At 58.3% G+C, this 23,667-nt stretch carries 23 protein-coding genes; 6 read left to right on the plus strand and 17 right to left on the minus strand.

The features are described 5' to 3' along the window. Positions 1–86: 86 nt before the first annotated feature. The 10 genes from IQ265_RS07960 to purC form a co-directional block, all read right to left on the minus strand. The gene (locus tag IQ265_RS07960) at positions 87–986 is read right to left on the minus strand and encodes a sugar ABC transporter permease (protein ID WP_194052232.1); all 900 of its coding nucleotides are present in this window, start codon (positions 984–986) and stop codon (positions 87–89) included. Between the two features lie 35 nt (positions 987–1,021). Beyond that, on the minus strand, positions 1,022–2,263 hold the full coding sequence (locus tag IQ265_RS07965; RefSeq protein ID WP_194052234.1) for an ABC transporter substrate-binding protein: 1,242 nt from the start codon (positions 2,261–2,263) through the stop codon (positions 1,022–1,024). A gap of 245 nt (positions 2,264–2,508) precedes the next feature. Continuing rightward, positions 2,509–3,162: a biopolymer transporter ExbD gene (locus tag IQ265_RS07970; RefSeq protein WP_194052236.1), complete on the minus strand. Its 654-nt coding sequence runs from the start codon at positions 3,160–3,162 to the stop codon at positions 2,509–2,511. Further along, positions 3,159–3,899 (minus strand): MotA/TolQ/ExbB proton channel family protein, encoded by a 741-nt coding sequence (locus tag IQ265_RS07975; protein WP_194052238.1) that lies wholly within the window; start codon positions 3,897–3,899, stop codon positions 3,159–3,161. The genes IQ265_RS07970 and IQ265_RS07975 overlap by 4 nt, the downstream gene beginning before the upstream one ends. A gap of 104 nt (positions 3,900–4,003) precedes the next feature. Beyond that, positions 4,004–5,203 carry a lipid-A-disaccharide synthase gene (lpxB, locus tag IQ265_RS07980; RefSeq protein ID WP_194052240.1) on the minus strand — a complete coding sequence of 400 codons (1,200 nt, stop codon included), beginning with the start codon at positions 5,201–5,203 and terminating at the stop codon, positions 4,004–4,006. Positions 5,204–5,222: 19 nt separating this feature from the next. Then, complete coding sequence (gene lpxA, locus IQ265_RS07985) at positions 5,223–6,047, minus strand: acyl-ACP--UDP-N-acetylglucosamine O-acyltransferase (protein WP_194052242.1); 825 nt, start codon at positions 6,045–6,047, stop codon at positions 5,223–5,225. A 48-nt stretch (positions 6,048–6,095) separates the two neighbouring features. Beyond that, the gene (gene fabZ, locus IQ265_RS07990) at positions 6,096–6,593 is read right to left on the minus strand and encodes a 3-hydroxyacyl-ACP dehydratase FabZ (protein ID WP_347404936.1); all 498 of its coding nucleotides are present in this window, start codon (positions 6,591–6,593) and stop codon (positions 6,096–6,098) included. 105 nt (positions 6,594–6,698) lie between these two features. Continuing rightward, positions 6,699–7,631, minus strand: coding sequence for a UDP-3-O-acyl-N-acetylglucosamine deacetylase (gene lpxC, locus IQ265_RS07995; RefSeq protein WP_194052245.1), 933 nt, complete (start codon positions 7,629–7,631; stop codon positions 6,699–6,701). Then, positions 7,631–10,009: a BamA/TamA family outer membrane protein gene (locus IQ265_RS08000; RefSeq protein ID WP_194052247.1), complete on the minus strand. Its 2,379-nt coding sequence runs from the start codon at positions 10,007–10,009 to the stop codon at positions 7,631–7,633. Before IQ265_RS08000 ends, lpxC begins: the two co-directional genes overlap by 1 nt. 130 nt (positions 10,010–10,139) lie before the next feature. Beyond that, positions 10,140–10,895, minus strand: a complete 756-nt coding sequence (purC, locus tag IQ265_RS08005) for a phosphoribosylaminoimidazolesuccinocarboxamide synthase (RefSeq protein WP_194052249.1) — start codon at positions 10,893–10,895, stop codon at positions 10,140–10,142. A 188-nt stretch (positions 10,896–11,083) separates the two neighbouring features. Here purC and IQ265_RS08010 point away from each other — a divergent pair, with 188 nt between their 5' ends. Further along, positions 11,084–12,319: an LL-diaminopimelate aminotransferase gene (locus IQ265_RS08010; protein WP_194052251.1), complete on the plus strand. Its 1,236-nt coding sequence runs from the start codon at positions 11,084–11,086 to the stop codon at positions 12,317–12,319. Positions 12,320–12,497: 178 nt separating this feature from the next. Further along, complete coding sequence (hisG, locus tag IQ265_RS08015; RefSeq protein WP_194052253.1) at positions 12,498–13,148, plus strand: ATP phosphoribosyltransferase; 651 nt, start codon at positions 12,498–12,500, stop codon at positions 13,146–13,148. 179 nt (positions 13,149–13,327) lie between these two features. Here hisG and IQ265_RS08020 read toward each other — a convergent pair whose 3' ends face one another. Continuing rightward, a complete protein-coding gene (locus IQ265_RS08020; protein ID WP_194052255.1) occupies positions 13,328–14,827 on the minus strand; it encodes a sodium:solute symporter family protein in 1,500 nt (499 codons plus the stop codon). 503 nt (positions 14,828–15,330) lie between these two features. Between IQ265_RS08020 and IQ265_RS08025 the strand changes: the two genes are divergently transcribed. The 3 genes from IQ265_RS08025 to IQ265_RS08035 all read left to right on the plus strand — a co-directional run bounded on the left by IQ265_RS08025 (position 15,331) and on the right by IQ265_RS08035 (position 17,055). Continuing rightward, positions 15,331–15,915: a DUF981 domain-containing protein gene (locus IQ265_RS08025; RefSeq protein WP_194052257.1), complete on the plus strand. Its 585-nt coding sequence runs from the start codon at positions 15,331–15,333 to the stop codon at positions 15,913–15,915. A 214-nt stretch (positions 15,916–16,129) separates the two neighbouring features. Next, positions 16,130–16,792: a class I SAM-dependent methyltransferase gene (locus tag IQ265_RS08030; RefSeq protein WP_194052259.1), complete on the plus strand. Its 663-nt coding sequence runs from the start codon at positions 16,130–16,132 to the stop codon at positions 16,790–16,792. After that, on the plus strand, positions 16,789–17,055 hold the full coding sequence (locus tag IQ265_RS08035; protein ID WP_194052261.1) for a helix-hairpin-helix domain-containing protein: 267 nt from the start codon (positions 16,789–16,791) through the stop codon (positions 17,053–17,055). Before IQ265_RS08030 ends, IQ265_RS08035 begins: the two co-directional genes overlap by 4 nt. 188 nt (positions 17,056–17,243) lie before the next feature. Here IQ265_RS08035 and IQ265_RS08040 read toward each other — a convergent pair whose 3' ends face one another. Genes IQ265_RS08040 through IQ265_RS08050 form a run of 3 tightly spaced genes read right to left on the minus strand, consistent with a single transcriptional unit; the run spans position 17,244 to position 19,338 of the window. Next, complete coding sequence (locus tag IQ265_RS08040; RefSeq protein WP_194052263.1) at positions 17,244–17,867, minus strand: SRPBCC family protein; 624 nt, start codon at positions 17,865–17,867, stop codon at positions 17,244–17,246. A gap of 3 nt (positions 17,868–17,870) precedes the next feature. Continuing rightward, on the minus strand, positions 17,871–18,011 hold the full coding sequence (locus tag IQ265_RS08045; RefSeq protein WP_194052265.1) for a hypothetical protein: 141 nt from the start codon (positions 18,009–18,011) through the stop codon (positions 17,871–17,873). A gap of 4 nt (positions 18,012–18,015) precedes the next feature. Then, positions 18,016–19,338: a HAMP domain-containing sensor histidine kinase gene (locus IQ265_RS08050; protein ID WP_194052267.1), complete on the minus strand. Its 1,323-nt coding sequence runs from the start codon at positions 19,336–19,338 to the stop codon at positions 18,016–18,018. Between the two features lie 324 nt (positions 19,339–19,662). Here IQ265_RS08050 and IQ265_RS08055 point away from each other — a divergent pair, with 324 nt between their 5' ends. Further along, positions 19,663–21,351, plus strand: coding sequence for an ATP-binding protein (locus IQ265_RS08055; RefSeq protein WP_194052269.1), 1,689 nt, complete (start codon positions 19,663–19,665; stop codon positions 21,349–21,351). A 59-nt stretch (positions 21,352–21,410) separates the two neighbouring features. On the opposite strand, the gene smpB is transcribed toward IQ265_RS08055, so the two are convergent. The 3 genes from smpB to IQ265_RS08070 are packed head-to-tail and all read right to left on the minus strand — an operon-like array spanning position 21,411 to position 23,606. Next, positions 21,411–21,881, minus strand: a complete 471-nt coding sequence (gene smpB, locus IQ265_RS08060; RefSeq protein ID WP_194052270.1) for an SsrA-binding protein SmpB — start codon at positions 21,879–21,881, stop codon at positions 21,411–21,413. A 12-nt stretch (positions 21,882–21,893) separates the two neighbouring features. After that, complete coding sequence (locus IQ265_RS08065) at positions 21,894–22,160, minus strand: YciI family protein (protein WP_194052271.1); 267 nt, start codon at positions 22,158–22,160, stop codon at positions 21,894–21,896. 36 nt (positions 22,161–22,196) lie between these two features. After that, positions 22,197–23,606 carry a glycosyltransferase family 2 protein gene (locus tag IQ265_RS08070; protein ID WP_194052272.1) on the minus strand — a complete coding sequence of 470 codons (1,410 nt, stop codon included), beginning with the start codon at positions 23,604–23,606 and terminating at the stop codon, positions 22,197–22,199. Between the last annotated feature and the right edge of the window lie 61 nt (positions 23,607–23,667).

The following is a 23,667-nucleotide window of genomic DNA, read 5'->3' on the forward strand; positions in this document are numbered from 1 at the left end:
GACTTGTAGTGAGCTTGTCGAACTATTGGGGATTTTGGACTGGGCTTGGAGGTTAAGCGGTTTCTACTCCAAAATCCAAAATAAATTCACTCAGTTCTAGCCCGCAGACGCGAGATGTAGAGCGCAGTCAGGGCCACGACCGCCACCAGTACCACAAATGTCACCGTTACCAGGGCAGCCCCATAGCCAAAGTCGAGGTAGCGCATCACGGCGGCGTAAATATAAATCGACACCATCTCCGTAGCGCCGCCGGGGCCACCGCCGGTCATCACCTGAATCAGGTCGAAAATGCCAAAGGACTGGGCAAAGCGAAACAGCAGAGCAATCACAATCTGCGGCGCAATCAGCGGCAGCGTAATCTGCCGAAAGCTTTGCCAGGGGCTAGCCCCATCCAGGGCGTGGGCCTCGTAAAGGTCTTGAGAAATTGACTGCAGCCCTGCCAGCAGCAAAATGGCCACAAACGAAGTCGTCTTCCACACGTCGGCCCCAATCACCGCCACCATGGCCCAGACAGGTTCACCCAGCCAGTTGACCGGGTTGGCAATCAGCTGTAGCCGCAGCAGCAGGTCGTTCCAAACACCAAACTCGGTGTTAAAAATCCAGCGCCAGGCCAGGGCAATCAGGGCGGTGGGCAGGGCCCAGGGCAGAATGGCGATCGTCCGTACCCAGCCCCGGCCCCGGAAGGCCTGATCGAGGCAAAGGGCAATGACCAGCCCCAAAATTAGCTCAAAAAACAGGGTAAATACGGTAAAAATAGCCGTATTTCGCATGCTTTGCCAGAACCGCCCGTCCTGCACCATCAGCGCGTAGTTGTCTAGGCCGCTAAACACGGGTTCTAGGTTGGTACTGAGGTTTTCGGTAAAAAAGCTCAGCCAAAAGGCACGCAAAATGGGGAAAGCGTAGACCAGCAGCAGCAGCAGCGCCGCCGGCAGCAGCAGCAGTAAGCCCGTTCGCTGTTCCCGCTGGCGAATATAGTCTTTAGTCATCATCCTCTCCGATTACCCATCCACTCATCCATTCCCTATCCCTCTACTCCCAACACCCGTCGACTCTCGCCTGCGGCAGCCTGCATAGCGGCTTCCGGGGTCATTTGATCGGTAATGGCGGCGCTCAGGTAGCGCTGTAGAATGTCTGAAACCTGGGCGTACTGCCCCACCGGAGGACGCGGCACGGCGGTTTCGGCCACTTCGAGCAGCTGTTCATAGTGCGGAAACACCGCCAGCACCTCGGGGTCGGTGAACAGGGCGCGGCGGCTGGGCACATAGGCGAATTCGGTGATGAAATCCCTCATTGGGCCGGGGCTGGTAAAAAACTCCACCACGCGCCAGGCTTCCTCAGGGTGCGGGGTGTTGGCAGAAATACCAAAGCCCCAGCCGCCCAGGCAGGCGGCGGGCTGCTCGCCCTCGGCATGCACCATGGGTTTAATGGCAATGTTGCCCGCCACCGGAGTACCCTCACGGTTGGCCTCGGCCCAGGCGTAGGGCCAGTTGCGCAAAAAGGCCACGTTGCCGTTCTGGAACGGGCGCAGCGAGTCCTCTTCGATGTAGTTGGTCACCCCTGGCGGAGAAATGCGTTGGTCAATTAGATTCTTCATAAATTCAACGGCCTGGATGCCAGCGGGCTGATCGAGGCCCACCTCCAGGGTGTTGGGATCGATCCAAAAGCCGCCGTAGCCCGCGATGATTTCGACAAAGTTGGTGACCAGGCCCTCGTACTGCAAGCCCTGCCATGTAAAGCCCCAGTCCACGTCGGTTTGGTCTTGAATAGTTTCTGAGGCCGCAATCAGTTCGGCAAAGGTTTCGGGGGGCTGTAGCCCCACCTGATCGAGCAGGTCGGTGCGGTAGTAGAGCATGCCCATATCAGAGCGAAAGGGCATGCGGTAAAAACCATCCTGATACACGCCAGCGGCGACATCGGCCTCTAAAAAATCGGCCAGGTCGGCTTCACTGACGCGATCGGATAAATCCCTTAGCCACCCGGCGGCGGCAAACTTAGGAATCCACACCACATCTGAGAAAAGAATGTCGTAGGGCGAGTCACCCAGTAAAAAAGAGGTGGTGTAGAGGTTTTCAACCGCATCGGCGGCATTGGGGCCGCGCACCATCTCAATACGAATGTCGGGATTTTCCGCCATAAACCGATCGGCCAATCCCCGCATCTGGTCAGCCTCTACGGCCCGCAGCAAAAAGGAAATAGTGACGGGCTGCTGCGCCCGAACATAAACCCCAAACAGGAGGGACCCGACGGCAACCACCAGTGCCAACACGAGCAGACTCAGCCGGCGTCGGCCGAGGTTTAGGAATCTCAAAAAAGATTTGTTGCGCAAAACAAAGCCTGGAAATCTAACGCTCCCAGGCTCGCCGCACAACTAATGCAATCTGCTGCAGTTTATGTACAATCTGAGCCCTGCGACTCAGTATTGGCCAACCCAGGCCCTCCCATCAAACTGGAAAGCCCAGGCGCTGGTATCTATCTTGGGATTGAGTTTTGGCCCTGTTTCAAATGGGTTTAGTTGTCTGGCTGTGGGTTTGGACTGGGGGCAGGCTGCAGCGGCGAAGTCGGTTCGCTAGGGAAAAGGGGTGACTGGGGGGCAAAGGGATCACCGCCGGGCTGCTCAAACCCTGGAGGTAACCCCTGGCCACCGGGTACATCCTGGGGAAGGCCGTTGGGAAACCCGTCCGGCAATATGGTAGGGTCCTCCAGGCCGGGTTCGGTTTCCCCAGGCCCCAGGGTGGTATCGCTGGGCAGGGTGGCCAAAGCGACGCGATCGCCCCCCACCGCCCGCAGCTGATCGAGCACCGTGACCACGTCTTCGTAGCGAGCATCGCGGGAGGCGTAGAGCACAATTAGCCCGCCGGGGTTGACCTGGTTAAACTGCAGCAGCACATCGGTGAGTAAGTCGAGGGTGACGGGCTGCTGGTCGAGATAGATCTGCCCCAGGCCATCGACGCTGACATAGAGGCGATCGGCTCCCTCCCCTACCTGGCCGGGCAGCGCCTGCCCTGTCTGAGCGGTCGGCAGATCGAGGTCAATGGCTTGCTGACGAGTCAGGCCCACGGCGGCCAGAATAAAAAAGGTCAGAATGCAGAAAATAACGTCGATCAGCGGAATGATTTCCAGGCGCACATCCTGGGACGGCGTGTCGAGCAGGTCTACTTTCATGGTGAGGGGATCTCCGTCGAAGGCGCAGCATCGACCGTGGAAGAGTTGGGTTCGACCGAGGCAATCGGGGCGACCGCAGGCAGAGGCTCAGTTACCGGAGTCAGGCCGTGGCGCTGGGCCCAGCTCTGGCGGTAGAGCAGCTCTAGCTCGCTGCCCGCCTGGCGAAACATCTTGGCCTGGCCAAAGATAAACCCCTGAAACAGCCGGTAGAAGGCGAGAGCCGTAATGGCGATGATCAGGCCTGCGGCGGTGCTAATCAGCGCCTCGCTAATGCCCAGGGAGGTGCCAGCGGTGGCATCACCGCTGCCCAGGTCGCTGAGTTGAATTGACCCCAGAGAGTTGATTAGACCCAGCACCGTACCCAGCAGACCCAGCAGAGGGGCCAGGGCGATGACGGCTTCTAAAATCTTGTCGCCTCGTCCCATAGTGGAAAGCTCTTCGTTGGCGGCGGTCTCTAGGGCCAGGCGAAAGACTTCGGGGTCGGGCGACTGTAGCCTGAGGGGGGCCGATAGGAAGCGTCCCATGGGCAGTAGGCTAGAGCGTTGGGCAATTTCGCCAGCAGCGAGCCAGTCGCGGCGGGCGGCCTCTAGCACTCGACCCGAGACTTCGCGCTCGCGGGTCAAAATGCGTGACCAAAACCAAATTCGCTCCAGAATGGTGCCCACAGCCAAAATTGACAGTATGAGCAGCGGCCACATGGCAATGCCACCACGGGCAAATAGCTCGGTTATATTCACTAGATCCTCCTATCACCACGAGCCGATCTGTCTGAATGTGACAGCCTGCCCTCTCTCCGGCAAAGCATAACAATTGTAGTGACTTTAGGAACGCTTCAACAGTTTCAGGCCAATTCTACCGGCTGACGCTCCGCCAGGGCATCTAAAATTAAATCTGCCGTGCGCTGGCAGGTACCGGGTGGCCCCAGTTCTGCGCGCATTTTGGCGTAGCCCGATCGCATGGTCTGGCGAGCCGTTTCGTCGTGTAGCAGGGTGAGGGCGGCGGCGGCGATCGCCTCTGGAGTGGCCTGCCACTGCAAAAACTCGGGCACCACCGGCTGGTTGACCACCAGGTTGACCGGCGACACGTAGGGCACGTCAAACTTGAGCAGGTAGTGGGCAATGCGGGCGCTGAGCGGATGAATTCGGTAGGCCACCACCTGGGGCACATCCATCAGGGCAATTTCGAGGTTGGCGGTGCCCGACTTGGTAATGGCGACATCGGCAGCGGCGATCGCAACCTTGCTGTCTTCAGCGATCACCTGCCCGTTCAGCCCGTAAGCGGCTACCCCCTGCTCAAAGCTGGCCTGCAGCGCCGGTATGGACACCGGCAGCAGAAAGGTGACATCGGGGCACTGGGCTTGAATGATCTGGGCCGCCTTGAGCAGGGTGGGCATCAGGTACTTGACCTCCTGGCGGCGAGAGGCGGGCAGCAGGGTAATGACCTGCGCCTTTGGGGATAGACCCAGCTGTTGGCGAGCAGCGACCTGGTCAGCGGGGGCGGGGTAGCGATCGACCAGGGGATGACCCACCCAGGTAGTCTTGGCCCCAAAGCCCTGGTAGTAGTCGGCCTCGGCTTTAAAGATGGCCAGAATGCGATCGCTGCAGTTCACCAGGCGCTGGGTGTCTTTGGCAGAAAAGGCCCACACCCACTGCTGCGGGGCAATGTAGTAGACCACCGGCACCTGGGAATGCTGGGCTTTCAGGTAGTCGCCCATCGCCAGGTTAGGGTTCATGTAATCAATCAACACAGCAATATCAGGGGGATTGTCATCCAGGGCCTGTTTGGCCTGGCGCTGAATCCGCAGGGTGGGCAGCAGGTAGGGCAGTGCCTCAAAAATACCCACCGAGCCAATGCCGGTGGTTTCGCCCACCAGCGTCGCTCCGGCCTTGGCCATGCGCGGTCCGCCCAGGGCGGTAATCTCGAGAGAGATGTGGCGATCGCGGGCGCGATCGCGCAGCGCCTCGATCAGCAGCGCCCCCTGCAAATCGCCAGACACCTCGCCAGTGCTGATAAAAACTCGCTTCCGGCTGGGCTGATCCATGGCTCGTGCTGCTCCCAGACTAGTCGTCATCGCTGTGCTTACTCAGCCGTCGGCCTGGGGTCAACCCCCGGCGATCGGGCTGGATGGCTGCCTGCAAAAACTGGCTAAAGTGGCTGACCAGCTCATTGCCACCGCCCTGGCTCAGCTTTGCAACCGCATTGCTCAACGATTCGCCCGAACGGTAGACCAGACGGTAGGCCTGTTTCAGCTCGCGGTAGGCCTGGGCATCGGCGGTCAGGCCGGCTCGCTGCAGACCGATCTGGTTGAGCCCCCGTACGTAGGCCGGATTGCCGTTGATGAGCGTAAAGGGGGGCACATCGCGATCGATGCGGCTGAGGCCGCCAATCATCGCCAGGCGACCAACGTGCACAAACTGGTGCACGCCCACCAAACCGCTAATGCGCGCGCCCGACTCGACGTACACATGCCCGGCCAGGGCTACCGAGTTGGCGATAATCACGTTGTCTTCTACTACGCAGTTGTGCGCCACGTGGGAATATGCCATTAACAAGTTGTTGCTGCCCAGCAGGGTAGCGGCCCCCGCATCGGTGGCACGGTTAATGGTGACGTACTCACGAATCAGGTTGTTGTCGCCAATCACCACCCGGCTCATCGAGCCGTCATACTTCAGGTCTTGAGATTCTAAACCAATGGCCGCCCCAGGAAAGATTCGATTTTGGGCTCCAATTGTGGTGTCACCGTCGATCACCACGTGGGCCCCAACTTCGGTACCGGGGCCAATCGTTACCTGCTCACCAATAACCGCGTAGGGGCCAACCTTAACCGTAGGGTGCAGCTGAGCGCCCCCATGAACCACTGCCGTGGGATGAATCAGGGTAGTCAACGGCCCGCCTCCAGAACCCAGGGTTTGCAACATAGACACATTATTTACCTATTTCCCCTGAGGAGCCGCTGTCGACTCCACCACCGAAAACATCAGATCGCCCTCGCAGACCAGTTGTCCATCGACTTCGGCGCGGCCGTGCATTTTACCAAACCGCAGCCGCTTCATCGCCAGGAGTTCGACAGTCATCACCAGTTGGTCACCGGGCACCACCGGACGGCGAAAGCGCACCTTGTCGATACCGGCAAAGACGCATAACCCCTCCACCCCCGGCACCTGCATCAGCACAATGCCCCCGACCTGGGCCATAGCTTCAACAATCAGCACCCCCGGCATAATCGGCCGACCGGGAAAGTGCCCCTGAAAGTGAGGCTCGTTGAAGGTGACGTTTTTAATGCCAACCGCATATTCACCCGGCACGTAGTCAGTAATGCGATCGACTAGCGCAAAGGGGTAGCGGTGGGGCAGCAGCGCGTAAATTTCTTCGGCACTGTAGCAGATCTTGGGGGGATTCGCCGCAGTGTTCTCCGCTGGGGCTGCTTCGATCGGGTCTAGGGTGGTAGTCACAGGGCTGGATGCAGTTACGTCAATCACAATAGGTGGGTCAGAACAGTAGGTAGAATCGGCAAGTTGTCTAGCTTGATTTTGCCACTAGAGGGTACCCTCGCCATAGACCAGGGCCGGTGCCAAAGCCGCCGCCAGCTCACCGTGCAGGCGATGGCTGGCTTTGTAGGCCACGATGTGGGCGATCGGCAGACTGCCCAGCAGGCTTAAATCGCCAATTAAATCCAGCATCTTGTGGCGAGCTGGCTCGTTGTCAAACCGCAGGGGCGGGTTGAGCCAGCCCTCATCACCACACACCAGCGCGTTGTCTAAACTACCGCCCTGAATTAGACCGCTGGCCCGCAGCTGATCAACCTGGTGAGCCAGGCCAAAGGTGCGAGCCGGGGCGACAACGGTGGCAAACCCCTCCGGGCCAAAGGGATCGGCCTCGTAGGCCCAGCTAAACCACTGGTTGCCAATGGCGGCCACCTCAAAATCTATGCCGTAGGTAAACCGCAGGCTCGGGGCCGGGAAAGCCGCCACAAAGGCATCGCCGTGGGTAACCGTCACAGGCCGACTCAGGCGGGCTAGGGGCCGAGGCTTAGATTGGATCTGCCGCCCAGCCTGACGCAGCGCCTCAACCCAACCCAGAGCCGACCCATCGAGCAGAGGCACCTCAGGGCCAGTAATCTCAACGCGAACATTGTCGATGCCAAGACCGACCAGGGCCGCCAGCAGGTGCTCAACAGTACGCACCGCCGCTTCCCCCTGGCGCAGTTCGGTGGACAGCATAGTTGGGTTCACCGCCTCCAGGCTGGCGGGCACAGTGGGCTGCCCTGGCAGATCGGTTCGCACAAAAGAACGCCCATAACCGGGTGCGGCTGGGTGCAGGGTAACGGTAGTGGTAGCCCCAGAGTGGAGCCCAACACCCTCGCGCTTGACAGTTTGAGCCAGGGTGGTTTGGGCCGGGGTATAGCTCCAGTTACCCTGGGGCGACACCGTAGCTCCAGGGCTGGTTTGGGCGGTGCTGGTTTGAGCCATTAGAAACGCTCCCCAAAGCCAAAGTGAATCCGTCCTTGCCCCTGATTGTTAAAGCCGTAGTCAATGCGTAGGGGACCTAGCGGGGTAGACAGGCGCACCCCAGCCCCGTAGCCAATACCACTGCCGGGTTTGCCCCGCGATGGCCCAGGGGCACCGGGCACGGCATTGCCGCTACCCAAGTCGCTACCCACATCTAAAAACAGCGCCCCGCCCAGGAAGGAAAATAGCGGAAAGCGATACTCGGCGGTGAACTGGGCGTAGCTGCGGCCGCTGCCCACCTCGCCTTCGTCGTAACCGCGGATGGAGTTGGTGCCGCCCAAAGCAAAGGCCTCGTAGGGGGGCACATCGCCCACAATGGTGCCCGCCTGAACGTTGAGAGCCAGAGCCTGAGGGCCTTCAGCAAAGTTCAGCAGGCTGAGGGGAATGTAGTAGCTATAGCTGCCCCGCAGCCGGTTCATAAAGATGCTGCCTCGCCCTAGGGGAATCGACTGCTCGGTATTGAGGCGCAGTATGCTGCCGCTGGTGGGGTTAAATGCATCATTGCGGCGATCGAGGGTAGCGCTGAGCGGAAAAGTCCACAGATCATCTACTCCGCCGCTGCTGGCAGTCAGGGGGTTGCCGGCAGCATCTACCGCATTAACCCGCCCCCCCTGATCGCGAGCCGACACGTTCTGGAACAGAGTACCCACGGCCACTGTCCAGCCATTATTGAGGGGACGGCTGAAGGTAATGCCGGTACCGAGACGGCGAATGCGCACTTGATCGCCGTTAGGTAAATCGATGGGGTTGGGGCCATCTTCAAAGTTGAGGTTGTTGGCTGAGCGGGCAAAGGCGGTGGCGGTGTAGGAGGTGCGAAAGGGATCGCCAGCAATCCAGGGATCGGTGAAGGACAGATCAAAGAGAAGCTCGCGTGTGCTGAGCTGAGCCTCGGCGCTGAATTTCTGGTTGTTACCGCCAAAGTTATCCTGACGGAAGCTAACGGTGCCAAACAGATCGCCGGTGAAGTTAAAGCCTAAACCCGCCGCTACCGAGCCGGTGTTGCGTTCAGAAACGTTGACAATGACTTTGACCTGGCGGGGGTCATCTTCAGCCGGTTCTAGCCCTGGCACCACATCCTCAAAGATGCCTAGCCCAAACACCCGCTGGAAGTCTTGCTCAATACGGGCCTGGTTGAATACCTCGCCGGGCTCGGTCTCAAATTCTCGGGTGATGATAAACGGACGAGTTCGGCCCCGGACAGGGTTGCCTTCATCGTCAACGGACTGGCCTAAATCATTGATGTAGCGTACCTCAATGCTTTCAATGACCCCTTCAGCCACCTCTAGCGTAACGACCCCCTGGGGCGAGACCTGCGGCGCTGCTACTACCTGGGCCAGCACATAACCCTGGTCTTGATACCACTGGTTTAGCTCCAGGATGCCCTCCTGAAAATCAATCAGGTTAATGATCTCACCCTTTTGCTCGTCGAAAATTTCATCGACGACGGTCTGGGGCAGCACGTCATTGCCCTGCACCCGCACGTCGGTCAGCACCGGGTTGGGCTGCACTACAAACGTCACCCGTACCCCAAGGTCGGTGTCTTCGGGGCGAGCATCGACATCGGCAAAAAAGCCGGTAGCAAAAATGCTGTTGATATCTTGCTGGAGCTGGGTGCGCGTGGTTGTGCGCCCAGCCTGGGTGTCAATGACGCTGTAGATCAGGTTTTCAAGGGATGGGTCAAGCTCCCCCTGGGTAGGCTGCACCTGCACTTCGGCCACCAGCACTCGGGGTTCTTCAGCCTCCTCAGCTGCTTCGACCGGGGCTTCGGGTTCTTCTTCTGCCGACTCGTCAGGGGCTTCGTTGTTTGGGTCTGGGTCTACAGGGGTTTCGGTTTGCCCCTGCTGATTGGGCGCAGGCTGCGGCTGACTGCGGCGCTGCACGGCCCCGTCTAAAATGCGCTGGGCTTCTTCGGGGCTAATCTCACGCGGGGTGCTGGGGGTCTGGGCCAGCTCAGTGCTCTGCGGCTGCACCGCTGCGGGGCTGTCGGTAGGCAAGGGAACGGCAACGGAATCTGCCGCAGCTTCGCCATCGATCGCGCGGTAGTCGTCAATGGCTCCTTGCAGCACCTCCGCGACAGGGCTAGAGCCCGCATCGGGCTGGGTCAGGCCAAAGTCGAGGGTATCGGTGGCTCCGGCCGGGCCGGGCTCGAGGGCGGCTTCTGGGGCAGCCAGGGATGAGGCGCTTTGGCTGAAGGCTGAATCGACGGCTTGACCAGACTCAGAGGAAGATTCTTGGCGCAGTTCTGGAACAGCTGGATTGGCCTGAGCCGGAGCTGTAATCAGCCCCACTAGCCCTGAAGTCGCCAAAACAGCCAGTAAATAATTAGGAGATACCCGCATCTAAAACACACCTGCTAAACACGTCCACACACCAATCAAAGGCCCATCTCCCGGGCTTAGAGCCAGGGAAAATAGCCCTGGGGCGGGCCGCTGCCCCCGCAATCGGACAAATTCTACCTCATTGATGGTGCTAATTCTTGGTTGATTGTGCCAGCACCCGCTCTAGCACACGCTGGTAGGCAGCTTCGACCTGGCCCAGATCTTGCCGAAATCGATCTTTGTCGAGCACCCGCTGGGTTTCATCGTCGGTGGCCTGATCCCATAGACGGCAGGTGTCGGGGCTGATTTCATCGCCCAGCAGAATTTGCCCCTGGGCGTCGAGGCCAAACTCCAGCTTGAAGTCGACTAGGGTAATGGCGCAGCCCATAAAAAAGTCGGTCAAGACTTGGTTGATGCTGAGGGCAAGACGGCGCAGGGTGGCAACCTGTTCCTCGCTGGCCAAGGCCATGGCGCGAATGCGATCGCCCGTCAGCAGCGGGTCGCCCAGCTCGTCGTTTTTGTAGTAGAACTCCACTAGGGGCGGCTCTAGGCGCTGGCCCAGGGGCAGGCCGGTCTGCTTGCAAAGGCTGCCCGCCGCCAGATTGCGCACCACCACTTCGAGCGGAATGATCTGGAGGGCTTTGACCCGCATGGTGCGATCGCCAGTTGTCTCCAACCAGTGAGTTGCAATGCCAGCCGCCTCCAGCTGCCGAAATAAATAGGTAGAAATGGCGCAGTTGATCGGCCCCTTATCGACAATCTGGCCCCGCTTTTGGGCGTTAAAGGCGGTGGCATCGTCTTTGAAGTAGGTGATCAATACCGCTGGGTCGTCGGTGGCGTAGATAATTTTGGCTTTGCCTTCGTAGAGTTTTTCACCGAAGGGGGCGCTGGGGGAAGAGCCAGACATGGTCGGAGGCGGGAGTAGGGACACCCCATAGTAGCGTTCGAGGCCGCTCCCGTAACGCACCCACCGTGACACCCCGCGACAGTGGCCCAGCCCAGGCGCGAACCCAAGGGTTTGCGCCCTAGGGCACTCAATGGTTCGCCGTGGCGCTGTAACCTTATTAAGTAACCGTAACCATTGCGCAACGCCCCATGGCCACCATCAACGACAATTATCTCAAGCTCAAAGCGGGCTACCTGTTTCCTGAAATTGCGCGTCGGGTGGCGGCCTTTGCCGAGGCCAACCCCGATGCACCAATTATCAAGCTGGGCATTGGCGATGTTACTGAGCCGCTGCCCGAGGCCTGCCGCACCGCCATGGTCAAAGCGGTAGAGGATATGGGCGATCGCGCCAATTTCAAAGGCTACGGCCCCGAGCAGGGCTACCTGTGGCTGCGCGAAAAAGTTGCGCAGCACGACTTTCAAAGCCGGGGCTGCGATATCGACGCCAGCGAAATCTTCATCTCCGACGGTTCCAAGTGCGACTGCGGCAACATCTTAGACATCTTCGGCAGCAACAACTCGATCGCTGTCACCGATCCCGTTTACCCGGTCTATGTAGACACTAACGTGATGGCAGGCCACACCGGCCCCGCTAACGACAATGGCGAATACGGCGGCCTCACCTACCTGCCAATCAGCGCTGAAAACGCGTTTACCGCCAGCATCCCCCACGAAAAAGTAGACCTGATCTACCTCTGCTTCCCCAACAACCCCACCGGGGCCGTGGCCAGCAAAGAGCACCTGCAGGCCTGGGTCAACTACGCCCGCGCCCACGGCTCGATCATCCTCTTTGATGCCGCCTACGAGGCCTTTATCACCGACCCGGCTGTCCCCCACTCTATATATGAGATTGAGGGCGCGCGGGACTGTGCCATTGAGTTTCGCTCGTTCTCTAAGAATGCAGGCTTTACCGGCACCCGCTGTGCCCTCACCGTCGTACCCAAAACGCTAATGGGCAAAGCCGCCGACGGTAGCGATGTCGCCCTCCACGGCTTGTGGAACCGTCGCCAGTCCACTAAGTTCAACGGCGTGTCGTATATCGTGCAGCGCGGGGCCGAAGCGGTCTATTCGCCCGAGGGGCAGGCCCAAACCAAGGCGCTGATTGACTTCTATATGGAGAACGCCCGCATCATTCGCGAGCAACTCACCGCCGCAGGGATTGCCGTCTACGGCGGCGTCAACGCTCCCTACGTGTGGGTTAAAACTCCCAACGACCTGACCAGCTGGGACTTTTTCGACAAACTGCTGCATAGCTGCCATGTGGTTGGCACCCCCGGCTCAGGCTTTGGGGCCGCAGGCGAAGGCTACTTCCGCATTTCGGCCTTCAACAGCCGCGACAATGTGAATGAGGCCATGCGCCGCGTCACCGAAAAGTTTCGGGTTTAGCAACATCCCCTCCCAGTCCGGCTACTTTAGTACCGGGCTGGGAGCCAAAGTCCTTTGACCAGGCTTGGCGCTGACTCAAACCGCCGTAGATTGCGAAAATATTGAACTGCCGTAGGGTGGGCGATGCCCACCAGCTAGCGATTCCTTACCCATTCAAATATTGCTCAGGGAGAATCCCATGCTCACCATTGCGCTGCCCAAGGGCGGCATGCTCAACGACAGCATTCGCCTACTTCAGGCTGTGGGCCTCGACTTTAGCCTGTTTCAAGACAGCGCCAACCGCCAGCTGCAAATTACCGACCCCACCGGTCGGGCCAAAGGGTTGCTGGTGCGAGCTCAGGATGTGCCGGTGTATGTGGAATACGGCCAGGCCCAGTTGGGCATGGTCGGCTACGACGTGCTACGCGAAAAAAAGCCTTCCGTAGCTCACCTGGCCGACCTGGGCTTTGGCGGCTGCCGTCTGTCGGTGGCGGTGAAGACCAGCAGCCCCTACCGCTCGGCGCTCGATCTGCCCGCCCACAGTCGGGTAGCTTCTAAATATGTCAACTGCGCCCGCGACTATTTTGAGAGCTTAGACTTGCCCGTAGAAATTGTGCCCCTCTACGGCTCGGTGGAGCTAGGGCCAATTACCGGCATGTCGGAGGCGATCGTCGACCTAGTCTCCACCGGCAAAACCTTAAAGGAAAACAATCTGATGGAGCTAGAGGTGCTCTACCACAGCACCGCCCGGCTAATTGCCCACCCCCTCAGCTACCGAGTCAACCCCTACGGACTGAAAGACTTGATTGATCAGATCCGAGCTGAGGCTGAGGCCGTAGCGGCTCTGTAACAGAATATTCCACAGAGTCAGCAGCCAGAAGGAATCCTTACGGTTAAAGCCCCCTCCATAACAGCAGGGGGCTTTTAAGATTGAGTGAAATTGTACCTATTGGTGCCCCCCCCCAGGTCAGCTTATGAAACCGAAGAGGGGCATGGCTACAGGCCGGTCACTTAGACCAGCAGCTTACCCTACAGCGATCGCACTTCCTCCAGCACCTCAGTCCGCTGTCGATCAGCGCTGAGCGGTTTGTAGGTCAGCAGCGACACCACCACAAAGGCCACCAGGCCCAGCAGCGGGCTAATCAGCGTGGGGAAGCCGTCAAAATCGGCGGTAAACAGACCGTTGGGAAAGTACAGCAGCGTATTGTCGACCCCAAACATTGTCGGCATCAGCGTAAACATCAGCAGGCGCGACAGCGACCCCACCCCAATACAGGCCAGCGCCCCCTGCCGCGTCGCTTTAGGCCAAAACAGGCCACCAATCAGTGGCACCACCAGACCTGCAAAGCTCATGTCAAAGGCCAGCAGCAGCAGCACCCCCGTCTGGGGCACCTTCAGGCCCAGCACCACCCCCAGCACCGTAATCACGATCGCCATCAGGCGAGTAATCAATAGCAGGCGATCGCCCCCCGCCCCGTGAGCCGTAGCGTGGCGAATGCCCATCACATTATGGGCTAGCACCGACGAGGTTCCTAAAATTGCGCCGTCAGCGGTAGATAACGAGGCTGACAAAATCGCCGCCAGCACCAGCAGACCCAGCAGCGGCGGCACCACTCCTTGGAGCATGGCAAACAGCACCGGGCCATCGGGCACTATACCCGCCTGGCTGAGAACGCTGTTGGCCCCCAACGCAACAATCGAGAACGGAATGCCGATAATCAACGTGCCAGCAGAGGCAATAAAGCAGGCTCTCTGAGCCGTTTCGGGGCTTTCAGCGGCAAAAATACGGGCCATGAAGTCGATCGCTACCATGTTGCCAAAGCCCAGGGCAATTATGCTAGCCCAGTTAACTGCCGCCCCAGAACTCACGGCAGAGAGTTGGTCTAACGCCCCTGGCCCCATGCCGGGGTCAATAGTAATACCAAAGTTGACCACCACAAATAGCAGTAGTGCCCAGGCCCCTACCAGGGCAATCAACACCTGAATAAAATCGGTATAGGCCACCGCAAACAGCCCGCCCGACACCGTGTAGGCAAACACCAGCGCCGCCAGCAGCGTAATGCCGCCCCCATAGCTGGTGCCCAAAAAATTCTCAAACATATAGCCGCCAGCCACCAAATTGCCCGCCAGCAAGAACGAAAAGCTCACCGACATAATGCAGGCGGCAATTACCTCCACCGCGCGGCCGTACTTAACCCGATAAAAATCAGGAATCGTGATCAGCCCCATGCGGTTCATGGGCTTGGCCAAAAATAGCCCTGTAAGCAGTAGACAAACCGAAAGCCCAATGGGCAGCGCTGCCCCCGCCCAAAATCCAAAGGCTGAGGAAAGATCGGTATTGCCCAGGGTGGCATTGGAGTCAACCGACTGCGCCATCAGCGTAGCAGCAGCTAGGGGCAAGGCCAGCCCGCGACCTGCCACCAAAAAATTCACGCTATCGCCCTTAATCTGTTGAGAGGCCCATACGCCAATGCCCAGCGTACCGAGCAAAAAGGCAATGATGCCGTAGGAAAACACACTATGTTCCATATCGTTGAGGCTCCTGGCCTAGAGTCATAGTTATCGAGCGGCAGATACTAAAAAGCCCAGGAATAGAACGTCAATTCCTATAGAATTGCGCCGTTCCTCCCGGGCTTTTGTCCCTCCGTGAACTAGGCTGAAGAGGTTACTGTTACCGCCTAGCTGCACCTCTGGAACCAATTACTCGGCTGGCCAAGATTGCCCTCCTGGCCAACTGAATCGGAACCCTAAATGCCTACTCTCAGGTTTTTTAGAAGCAGTTTATATCCCTATTTCTGAGGCACCCACTCTTCAGCGCCGCAGACTGTGAGGAATCGTGTACGAGAACGAGTTATTAGTTTCTAGCAACTGGGCGTGGACAAATTAGTATTCGCCATCACGTTTGTGTCAGCAATGTGTCAATGTTTGATTACCTTTAGCCTGGTTGCGAGGATCTGGGCAAGCGATCGCGCCCTCTGTACCCTTGCCCCCTCGACCGATAGGATATAAAACGTTGCGTTTAACCTGCCCCCATGTTTGTTGACTACATCTCTCTCATGCTGATCAATATGGTGGCCGGGCTGGTGTTGCTAGCCGATTTTGTCTACCGGGGGCTAGATGGGGCCAACCTGAAGCGGTGGATACCAGGCTTTGGGCTAGTGGGGGCGATCGCCCTGGTCACCGGCCTGCACATGGTACTGACCTGGCCCATCCCCGGCAGCTTCAATATTTCCTTCGGCGAAACCACGCTGCTGTTTGGCGGGCTGTACGTGGCGGCAGCGATCGCCATTGCCCAGGGGTGGGATCTACTCTCGCTGACGGTTTACGCCTTCTTTGCGGGCCTCACGGCCATTGTCGTCGGAGCCCGCATTATCAATCTGGGTCAAACTCAACAGCCGCTGGTGGCCGGGTTGGGGTTTATTTTGACTGGGCTGGGCGGGGTATTAGCCGCCCCCACCCTGGTCTACCTACGCACCAACAAAACCTGGCGCACCGTAGGGGCCGTGGTGCTGCTGGTGGCGGCGCTAATCTGGGCGTTCGTTGGCTTCCGCGCCTACTGGGGCCACCTGGAAGGCTTTAGCGATTGGCAACCCCCAGTGATGCGGGGCGAGCCTTAAGGGCTGTCCATCAATTAACTGCTGATGACTCAGAATCAGCGGTTATAGCCCCTAGCTTGTTTTTTGGGTCGGGCGTAGCACCGCTAATGGGATCAGGATTGGAGCGAAAATGGATGACACGCCCTAAAACGGGGGCGATCGCTCTAAGGAGCGTTGCCTAGCCTCTGACTTAATGTTTATTTACACTTAGAGAAGCCCCTTAGCCTGTCTCGCTATGCTGCTTCCGCCCGACCAACGCACCAAACTCGACGAATCTAGCGACACCGCCTTCTACGATGCGCCCCGCTTTGTCACCCACGTAGACGACGGCTTCATTCAGCAGCTTACTGAGCTGTACCGCGATCGCCTGACGCCCAACAGCCGCATTTTCGACATGATGAGCAGCTGGGTGTCCCACTTGCCCAAAGAACTAGCCTTTAAGTGGGTCGAGGGCCACGGCATGAACAGCGAAGAACTGGCCAAAAACCCTCGCCTCGACCACTACTTTGTACAAAACCTGAACGAAAACCCAAAGCTGCCGCTAGACGATCAATCCTTCGACGCGGTGCTGAACACGGTGTCGGTGCAGTACCTACAGCAGCCCGAGGCGGTGTTTGGCGAAATTTATCGCATTCTCAAACCAGGTGGCATTGCCATTGTCAGCTTCTCAAACCGGATGTTTTATCAGAAAGCGATCGCCGCCTGGCGCGACGGCAGCGAAACTCGACGGGTCAACCTGGTCAAGAGCTACTTTGGCTCGGTGCCAGGTTTTAGCACCCCCGAGGTCGTGACCCATACCCCCAGCGTTCCCGCCATTCTGCAAATGCTGGGTATGCCCGGCGGTGACCCCTTCTACGCTGTTATTGCCGAGCGGCTGGAGCCCCTGGCACAGCCATGACGTCTGACCTCACCGATATTCCCGGCATTGGCAAAACCTTTGCTCGCGACTTTGCCCGCTTGGGCATCTGGTCTCAGCGCGACCTAGTGGGTAAAGCTGCCGAAGATCTCTTTCAGCACTTGGTTGAGGCCAATGAGCGGGAGCGCCACAAAACCAGCAAAAATTACCTCTACGTCATTCGTATGGCGGTCTACTATGCCGAGGGCGGGCGCGACCCCGAGCGGTTAAAATGGCATGCCTGGAAAGAGCCGCCCTCGTCCTAGAGCGCCCAATCTTCGGGTTTGCTGAATACAGGTATAAACCAAAAAATAAACGCCTCTTGTAGGGGCAAACGGCCGTTTGCCCTCACCCAAGTTCATGCCTTAATTCAGCAACGTCCCTTCTTCTATCGCTATAGTTTGGCATCGCAGAAGTAGCCCAGACCATTCAGGCTCGGGCAGCAAGCCTGCAGTTAAGTACCAAAGACAACAGCGGTGCGATCGCTGATGGCTTTCAAATTACGAGTCAGGTCGTGGCGAATATGGCGCTCGATCAGCGCCACCGGCATAGCGCGGGGCGGTCGAATTGTCAGGTCATAGCCCAGGCGAACAACTTTCTTCTGGGCGTCCACCACAGGCTCCAGCGTCCAGCGCCCCTCAAACTGCCGAAAGTCGCCTTCTACCATCGAGAAGCGCAGCTCTTTGGGAAAGGCTTCGACCATATCAAGTACAACGCGGGCGCAAAACTTGATGTTGAGAAAACACTGAGAGCCAATTTGCTCTAGCCGAATCCCGCCCTCCGGGTGGTTGAGCCGCTGGCTCAAAGACAGGTTGGGAATAAAGCTCGACAGGTTGTCGTAGTCAGTCAGTACTTGCCACACCTGTTCAGCGGTAAAGGGAATATCGGTGACGGCGAGAATGCGTCGCTGCTGACCTTCCAGCTTCTCAGTCTGAATCGTCACCCCGGCAGCAGGGGTGCCAAAATCCGGCCCCAGGTCTAGCCCAGCTGCTCCAGACTCTATATCTGCTACAGCGGCATCGACAGCGCCCAGAGATAGCGCTTCAAGGTTAGTGGTGTCAGGAACGTTCGCAGTCATGGGTTAAAACCAGCCGATAACGGTGTAGTTTGGCCAGGCCACCACGCCTGTGCCCAGAATACCAGCAAATTTTGCTGATGCGGTGTTGCCCTCGTAAATTTTGGCTCGACTCAGGGCCCAACAAATTTGGCGTAAATTTGTCATGGCGCTAGAACTCGAGGGTAAAGCAGGTCTGCCAGAGCTGGGATGCGCTGGGCTGGCTCGACACCTTTATAGTGCCCTTAAGCTGCTCTACTAGCCCACGCACCAGTGCCAGTCCAGTGCCAGTGCCTGCAATGCCGTCTTTGGTGGCGCTGTGTCCCCGCCGAAACTTGTCAAATACGTGGGGCAAATCGTCCGCCTCAATGGCCACCCCCAGGTTGCTCATTTGCAGGGCTACCCGCCCATTTTGAGGCCGAGCATCTGAGAGTGAGAGGGTGACAGTCGTTTGCGGAGCCGAGTATTTGGAGGCGTTGTCCAACAGTTCGCCCAGCACTTTGCTCAGTTGTTGTGGGTCTGTAGACAGCACAACAGGCTCAGACGGCAGCTGCAAATCTAGAGCTAACTGGGCCTGCTGAAGTTTTGCTTGAGACTGCTCGGCCAGTTCGGTGAGGAGTTGCCCCAGATCAGTGGCTTGATGAGCGGCGGCCGACGCTTTAGACTCCAGCGTTTGCAGCATCAGCAGATCGTTCACCAGATTTATTTCGCGGCTGCACTGCTGCTCCAAAATATCCAGGTACATGGCGGCCCGCTCGGGCGTGAGGTCGGGGCGGCGCAGCATGCGAATGGCCAGCATCATGCTGGTGAGAGGCGTGCGCAGCTCGTGGTTGAGGGTGCTGAGAAAGTCTTCTTTGAGATAGTTGAGGTAGCGCAGCTGCTCGCTATGGCGCACCGCCTGCCCCTGCAAATAGTGCTGATGAAAGGCGATCGCCCCCAGGCTGGCCAGGTTTGCCTGCACCGTTGGCTCAATTGCTAATCCGTTAGGCCCCAGCAGCAGCATTGCCCCCTGTGACCCTGAGCCATCTACGGCGATTGCGGTGCAGGCGGCAACGGCTCGCAGCCAGGCGGGGGGGCCGTTCTCCTCGCGCAGTAGAGCCGCCAGGCCCTGCTGCCATCGCAGGCGATCGCCTCCGATCGCTGGCTCAACCGTCTGCTGAATTAACCCCAGGGCCACTCGACGCTGCCAGTCTAGCGGCGACCCGGCCTCAGCGGTGCCCAGGCAGCGACTGGTCGGAGCCGCGCCCTGGTGCCAGCAGGTATAGATCAAGTCGTTGGTACTGGGGTAGTGGCAGAGCAAGAGACAGGCTCCAGCCCCCAAATGGCTACCCAATACTTCAGCTAGGGCGGGCAGGGGGTTGGGATCGTTCAAAGTGGCCGCCAGAGCGTGAATCAGGGGCCATGTCTCCCGCCCGTCGGCAAGATTGGATGAGGTAGGCGCGCTCCCCTCGTAGGGGCGGACCTGGAACAATACGGGGGAATTTTCAGATGCCATGGGCAACCATCGAACAACGGGTTCCTGACCTCCTGAGCCGGGGGCGAGGCTAGGCTTCCCTGACCTCGCCTCCGACTATCCTTAGCCTATCTACTCCTCCACCAGGCAGTATCCGTGAATTCGCCAATTTTTCTGCCGTCATCACATTAAAGATCCGCAATCTCCGTGTCCGCGTCGACTCAGATTAAAGTTGCCTTATGTATTCTTTACAAACGAACAACGCAGCCCCTACCTTAATTACCAACAGGACATTAGTATTAATGAAGTCTGAACCAGAGCGCGTTCTCTAGCTAAACTGGCAGCAGGTTCTCTAGCGGGGTTTCTATGGCACGGTCACCAAAGACGTCAACGTCTCCAGTTATCGGCACCGTTAAAGGACCGGGGGAAAACGGCAATCAGTACGTGTTTATTACCGCCAATAACAACCAGGTCAAAATCGGCGAATTTGTGTACTACACCGTTGATTTGACCGATATTCCCAACGCCCAAATTTTAGGCAAGATTTCTGACCGCCGCCTGATTGACCACCTGCCGGATCGCATTTTTGCCGACCCCGACATCGACCCGGAGGCGATCGCAGCCCTAGTCGGCTTCGCCCACCCCAACCCCGAAATTTATGAAGTCACCGTCGATGTGGTGGGCCACTTTCACCCCGCTTTGGGGTTTATGAACCCCCGCATTGCCCCCAACCCCGGCGCTAAGGTGACCCTGGCTGACGACGACAGCCTGCGCCAAATTATCAACAAAAAGCAGCAGGAAGAAGTTGGCTCGGCTCATATCGGTTCGCTGCTGCTGCGCCCCGGCAATCGAGTGCCCGTGACGCTGGATGTGAAAGAACTGGTCAGCACCCACATGGCAATTTTGGCGGGCACTGGCTCCGGTAAAAGCTACACGGCGGGGGTATTGATTGAGGAACTGCTTCGCCCTTACAACCGGGCGGCGGTGCTGATCTTTGACCCTCACGGTGAGTACGGTACCCTCACGGACATGCTCGGACATCCCAGCTTTGCCGCTGATGATGGTTACAGTCCAGAAGTGAAAATCTTGACCCCGGATCAAATCCGCATTCGCATGTCGTCGCTGGACTACTACGACATACTGACGTTGCTGCCCGATATGAGCGATCGCCAGCAGGCCATTCTCAACAAGGCTTTTAGTCTTTTAGGAAAACATAAATTTAGTAATCAGCGTTGGGACGCACAGGATCTCATTGCGGCCTGTTATGAGTCAGACCGTACTACCGACGACGAAGGCAACGAAAAAACTGGATCCTCTGCTCCAGCTCTAGAGTGGAAACTGAGCAAGCTGGAGCGCTCAGAGTATTTCCATCGTATGGAACACCTGGCTCCTAAAGATCTTTTTGCGCCTGGTAGGGTGACAGTTCTCCAAATGAACGAAATTAGCCAGGAGGAGCAGCAGGTAATCTGTGCAGCCGTGCTGCGCCAGAGCTACCAGGCCCGCATGAACACCGCTAAAGACAAGATTACCGCCGAAGACGAAAACTACCTGCCCTACCCGGTGTTCATTGTAATCGAGGAGGCTCACCGCTTTGCACCTGCCAACGACCCAGCTCGCTGCAAGCAAATTTTGCGCACGATTCTCAGCGAGGGCCGCAAGTTTGGCATGGGGGTCGGCCTAATTACTCAGCGCCCCGGCAAGCTCGACTCCGACGTGCTCAGCCAGTGTATGAGCCAGTTTCTCATGCGCATTGTCAACCCTGTTGACCAGGACAGCCTCAAGTACGGCGTTGAAGCCGCCGGGCGTGACCTCCTCAAAGAGTTGCCCTCCCTAACCAAAGGCCAGGTGATTGTGTCGGGGGCCTGCGTCAACACTCCGGTGCTGTGCCAGGTGCGCAAGCGACTGACCAAGCACGGCGGCGAAACCATGAATGCCCCAGAAGCGTGGCTCAGCCATTTTCAGCAACACCGCCAGCAGGCCCGACAGCTCGAAAAAGCGGCTCCAGCCCGCATCGGGAAAAAAGCTGAAACCTTCGGTGGCGTGAGTATTGAATAACACCCGCTGGCCCAGGTCATTCCTCGTCTTTTCCCAGATGGCAAGCCGTAAAAACCTGTTTAATCCCGTCCACTCAGAGCCCGTGCGGTTTCGCGACCTTCCTGCTTGCGCTTGAGGCTTTCGCGCTTATCGTGGAGTTTTTTGCCCTTGGCTAGAGCAATGGTGGCCTTGACCCAGCCCCGCTGTAGATAGAGTTTGAGCGGCACCAGGGTCAGTCCTTTTTGCTCAACTTTGCCGATCAGCTTGCGAATTTCATCGCGGTGCAGCAGGAGCTTGCGCGTGCGCTTAGCATCGTGGTTGTAGGCCTTGTTGGTCATGGTGTAGGGAGAAATGTGCACGTTGTGCAGCCATAGCTCTCCATCTTTAATCGAGGCGTAGCCGTCGCGCAGGTTGACCTTGCCCTGGCGAATCGATTTGACTTCCGACCCCATCAACTCTAGGCCAGCTTCGTAGGTTTCTAGAATTTCGTACTCGTGGCGAGCCTGGCGGTTGTCGCTAACTATCTTGTACCCGTCGCTAGAATCGGCCACAGCTTTATCCTCCTACTCCACCACCACCCGCCATTCATGCAGCTCATACTCGACGCAGTGGTTTTTAATCAGCGGGTCGGCGGCTACGATGGCGCGGGCTTCGTCTAATGAACTGGCCCGAAACAACAGCATACCACCCCCAAATTCTGCCCAGTAGCCACTTTTAGCAGCGTGGCCCTGGGCAATCAGGTCTTTGACATAGGCCACGTGGGCGGGCACAAACTGGTCAAAGGTAGCTTTGTTAACAACGCCTTTCTCAATTTTAACGAACCAGGGCATAGCGTGCGATCGCAGAATACTCCTGAAAAAACTAGCTTAGGACAGATCAGCTTGAATATCGTCTTCACTGCCCAAGTGAGTGGTTTTGACCCAGCGCAGCCGCTTGGGCCGCACCGATAACCGCATCGTCATCGTAGCAATCACCAGCAGCCAGTGCAGCATGTAAAGATTGCCCCATAGGGTTTGCAGGCCGCTCACCCATACCGACTGCTGCCGAGTGCGCCGCAGCCCGCAAAACATCCCTACCATCGACAGCGTCAGCGCCAGGCTGGAGACCGGCAAAAACAGCGGCAGCCGGTGCCGCAGTAGCGCCATCACAAAGTCAGGCAAAGCCACCGTAGGCAACCCGTACTGAATCATCCAGAAGGCGGCCATATCGAAGGTTTTGGCCGGAGCCAGTCGGTGCTGAGCAATCAGCCGCCAGTAGTCGAGGTAGCGCTGGTAGCCCCCCTCGGCCCAGCGGTTGCGCTGGTGCCACAGACCTAAGGGCTGCTCGACCCCTTCTTCGCCCACCGCAGGGTGCAGCAAAAACTGAATCTCCCAGCCGCCAAAGTGTAAGCGCAGAGTTAAGTCGAGGTCGTCGGTAATGGTTTCTTCGTTCCAGCCACCGCACTGGGCCAGGGCGGCTCGCCGCACAAACTGGCCGTTGCCCCGCAGTTCACCAATGCCGCCCAGGCTAATCCGCTGCTGCTGAAAGTAGCTGTCGAGCGCCATCTCGGCCTGCTGCCCCCGCGTCCAGAGGTTTTTGGCTCGGTTGACGACGGCCTTTTGCATCTGCACCGCCCCTACAGCAGGCTGATCAAACATCGGCACAATGTGGCGCAGCAGATCTCTAGGGACTCGGGCATCGGCGTCAAAAACACCAATGATGTCACCTTTGGTGTCGGGCCACACCTGATTGAGCGCCCCTGACTTGCCGCCGCTAGCCCCGGCACTGCGGCGCAGCACCCGCAGTTGGGGATAGCGATCGCGGAGGGTCTGCAGGCGGCGGGCCGTGCCATCGGTACTGTTGTCGTCAATAATCCACACCTCATAGCGGCAGGCGGGATAGTCAAGCTGGCACAGGGCAGCGACCAGCGGTTCAATGACGGCTTCCTCGTTTTTGGCGGCCACCAGCAACGATACGTAGGGCCAAGCCTGCCAGGCATCGATCTCAGCGGTGGGGTGAGCGCTGGAGTAATCGACTGGGGGCAGTGGGGCTGGCGACAGCACGGGCCGAGTGAGCAAAATGCGTAGGGCATGGGTGCTCAAAATCGCCGTCAACCCTAGCACCAGCCAGGTGCCCCAGGACACCAGGTGCAGCACAATGGTGGCCCCCCACAACAGACTTAGAGTTAGGGCAGCCTTCGATCGACGACCAGAAAAGCCTGGAAAATCTTCGATCTCTAACTCGTCAAGGGGCGTAAAAAAGCGTCCGGCGGCAAAGCGTTCAGGAATATCAGCCATGAACTCAGGTAGTGAAGCACAACAAAACGGCAACGGCCAGGTTGCCGTGCCCGGAGAGAAT

The sequence above is a fragment of the Nodosilinea sp. LEGE 06152 genome (genome assembly GCF_015207525.1).
Taxonomy (GTDB): Bacteria; Cyanobacteriota; Cyanobacteriia; order Phormidesmidales; family Phormidesmidaceae; genus Nodosilinea.